Raw genomic sequence first — 2,650 nt, forward strand, 5'->3', positions numbered from 1 at the left:
CGCGCCCGACGCTGAAGGTCGCCAATGTCTCCGGCGTGTTGTCGGCGGTGGTCAATGAATTCGGCGACCTGGTCGGCGCAACCTTCCGGCGCATCCGCACCTTTCGGCGGTTTCTGGATGGGATGGAAGATGCGGATCCGGACGCGCATTTCCCGATCGATGTCTATCGGATCGAGCAAAAGACCAACCAGAACCGCGTCTATATCGAGTGGGTTTTGGCTGCCGCGATCGATCAGCAGGGACGCAAACTGCCCGGTCGACAGGTGATCCAGAGCGCCTGCACGCATACCTATCGTCGCTTCGATCCGGAAACCGGTTCGTTCGACTATTCGAGGGCCACATGCCCCTATGCGGGCTCTGCCTGTTTTGACGCGAAGGGCAATGCCGTGTCTGCGTCGGAGGACCGCTGCAGCAAGCTTCTGCAATCGGGCTGCGTCAAGCGCTTCGGCCATGGCGATCTGCCGACCCGGGCCTTTCCCGGCGTCGGCCGGGCAAACACATAGAAAGAAGAACAATCATGTTTGGTGATGATGTCGCCCGGGAGGCCCGGGCGCATGCGCTTGCGGCATGGCCGGAAGAGGCGTGTGGCGTGGTGTCCGGCGGTCGCTATATCCGCGTCGAAAACATCGCGGCCGATCGCGAAAACGGCTTCGAAATGCCGGCCGAGACCTGGCTGAAGTTCCAGCCGGAAGCGGTCATTCACAGTCACAACGCCAAAGTGCATCCGCACTGGCCATCAAAAGCCGATATGGACAGTCAGATCGCGGCCAATATTCCCTTCGGGGTCGTGAGCTGCGACGGCGAGGTGACGACGCCTATTCTCTGGTGGGGCGATCATTGTCTCGATGCGCCGCTGACCGGGCGGTCCTTCGTGCCGGGCGTATTCGACTGCTACGGGCTGGTGCGCAGCTGGTACTGGCAGGAACGCGGCATCCGCCTTCCGGACTTTGCCCGCTCGAAGAGCTGGTGGGAAGAGGGCGAGAACCTGCTTGCCGACCACTTCCAAGAGGCGGGCTTCCGGACGGTTGATGCTTCGGAAGCGCAGCCCGGCGATGTGTTCTTCATGCGGCTTGTGTCGAAGGTGCCGTGTCATTCCGGCATCCTGCTCGCGGATGGCCTTTGCCTGCATCACCTCGATGGACGGCTGTCACGGCGTGAGCCGATCGGGCCGTGGCTGAAGCGGGTGACGCATTGGGTGCGTTATGTCGGTTCTAATACTCTTCATTATCGCTGATTGGCACGCACGCGTGAGCGACCAACCAATCCTCGAGCATGAGCGTGATGGCCTCCTCGCGCGTCATGGGGCCGTCGAGATGCAACCCTTCATCGGTAGCGAACTGATCGATTGCATCGATCATCCACCGCTCTGCCCGAAACGTCACGGCTTCCCACTTTTGCTCTTCTGAAGGCATCGGGTTCTCTGTGTTGTTCCAATGATATATGCGCGGAAAGGTAGCAGAGGTGTTGGCTTCGGTCTACAAGTTCGATTTGCCCGGTGTGGAAGAAACGGAACTGCGCAATGGATTGGTTCGTCGACGCCTAGTCATTGCTTTGCTTTTTGAGCGGTAAGCTCCGCTGATCGATTGGCGAGACACGTCTGACCAGCTCCAAAGCCTCTTTCCGCGTAAGTGTAATGTCCGAAAGTCCTTTGCAGTCATCAGACCAGACCTTGATCGAATTCAACATTGCGAGCCGTTTTTGAGCCCTGGCGATCGCTAGCTCATCTTCTTTAAAAGTCATAGGAGTATCGATGTTTCGGAAGGTTTCGCCGATCGGGCCATGGTTGCGGCGGGTGTCGCATGGGCGAGCAGGCCTGGGGCGCTACAAACTAGGGAAACGCAAGCATAAGCCCAGACGCGGCCACGATGCAAACAAGAATGAAGATTGCCCAACTGACCGAGCGATTGCGCCAAGGGGTTGGTTGAAAACACTGAGAGCATGCCTTGCTTCCAAAGCGCAATTTATGGCCGCAGTATTTGCAATGAATAATTCTGAAGCTCATAAAATTCACTCAATATTTTGTGTGATTGAAAATGAATTTCAAAATCTCAATATGCGGAGGTATTTCAACGCTATGATATATAATATTCGAATAATTTTAAAATTAATCTGTTCATATCTTATTCGAACGATTGATATTAAAATGGAATTCCAAAAATGAAATTCTGCGTTGTATCTATTTCGCTATTTTGGTCTATATCTGATGTTCTTATAGATCTATTGGTTGATTTTATATGAGCGTGTCAGCCACTAAATTGATCATCGACCACTTTGCACGAAACATCAAGAGTTGTTTCTGATGGATTCGGCTGTCAATGCTCCGCAAAATCCACCTCCACCTTGCCCGTCAGTTCGCGCCGATCTACCAGATCGACGTTTACCGCGCCGGGAAACTCAGCCCTGCTATGCAGAGTGTCGGTCTTCGCGCAGATAGCGCACGGCGAGATCGACCGTCTTTTGGCGGCCGTCGTCAAACCGAACGAACAGTCTGCGGCCTCCGCGCGGTTCGACAGCAGCAAGGCGCGGAAGCCTGCGGTCGTTATACCGGACTGGCGAAGAGGGTGACGCATTGGATGCGCCATCAAGGTTCGTCAGCCTGCGATCTCGCGGCGCGCCAGATCGGCGAGAAACGCCGACCGCGTCAGGCCGT

General features: G+C 55.6%; 5 protein-coding genes. 4 read left to right on the forward strand and 1 reads right to left on the reverse strand.

Going from position 1 to position 2,650, the window contains the following annotated elements; all coding sequences use genetic code 11:
- Both AC5DC2_RS22630 and AC5DC2_RS22635 read left to right on the forward strand, forming a co-directional pair.
- Window positions 1–503, forward strand: a 503-nt coding sequence (locus AC5DC2_RS22630; protein ID WP_491700116.1) for a phage minor tail protein L, incomplete at its 5' end; no start/stop codon positions are given.
- A 14-nt stretch (window positions 504–517) separates the two neighbouring features.
- A complete protein-coding gene (locus tag AC5DC2_RS22635; protein ID WP_491700117.1) occupies window positions 518–1,234 on the forward strand; it encodes an NlpC/P60 family protein in 717 nt (238 codons plus the stop codon).
- On the opposite strand, the gene AC5DC2_RS22640 is transcribed toward AC5DC2_RS22635, so the two are convergent.
- Window positions 1,212–1,412, reverse strand: coding sequence for a hypothetical protein (locus AC5DC2_RS22640; RefSeq protein ID WP_024709681.1), 201 nt, complete (start codon window positions 1,410–1,412; stop codon window positions 1,212–1,214). The genes AC5DC2_RS22635 and AC5DC2_RS22640 overlap by 23 nt on opposite strands.
- Before the next feature lie 338 nt (window positions 1,413–1,750).
- Between AC5DC2_RS22640 and AC5DC2_RS22645 the strand changes: the two genes are divergently transcribed.
- Both AC5DC2_RS22645 and AC5DC2_RS22650 read left to right on the forward strand, forming a co-directional pair.
- Window positions 1,751–2,161, forward strand: coding sequence for a hypothetical protein (locus AC5DC2_RS22645; RefSeq protein WP_491700118.1), 411 nt, complete (start codon window positions 1,751–1,753; stop codon window positions 2,159–2,161).
- A gap of 154 nt (window positions 2,162–2,315) precedes the next feature.
- On the forward strand, window positions 2,316–2,650 hold a 335-nt coding region (locus AC5DC2_RS22650), incomplete at its 3' end, for a hypothetical protein (protein WP_491700119.1).

Source organism: Martelella sp. (assembly GCF_984369615.1).

Coding starts and splice junctions, on each gene's coding strand:
- AC5DC2_RS22635 (WP_491700117.1), top strand. CDS start 518: ATGTTTGGTGATGATGTCGCCCGGGAGGCCCGGGCGCATGCGCTTGCG.
- AC5DC2_RS22640 (WP_024709681.1), bottom strand. CDS start 1,412: ATGCCTTCAGAAGAGCAAAAGTGGGAAGCCGTGACGTTTCGGGCAGAG.
- AC5DC2_RS22645 (WP_491700118.1), top strand. CDS start 1,751: ATGTTTCGGAAGGTTTCGCCGATCGGGCCATGGTTGCGGCGGGTGTCG.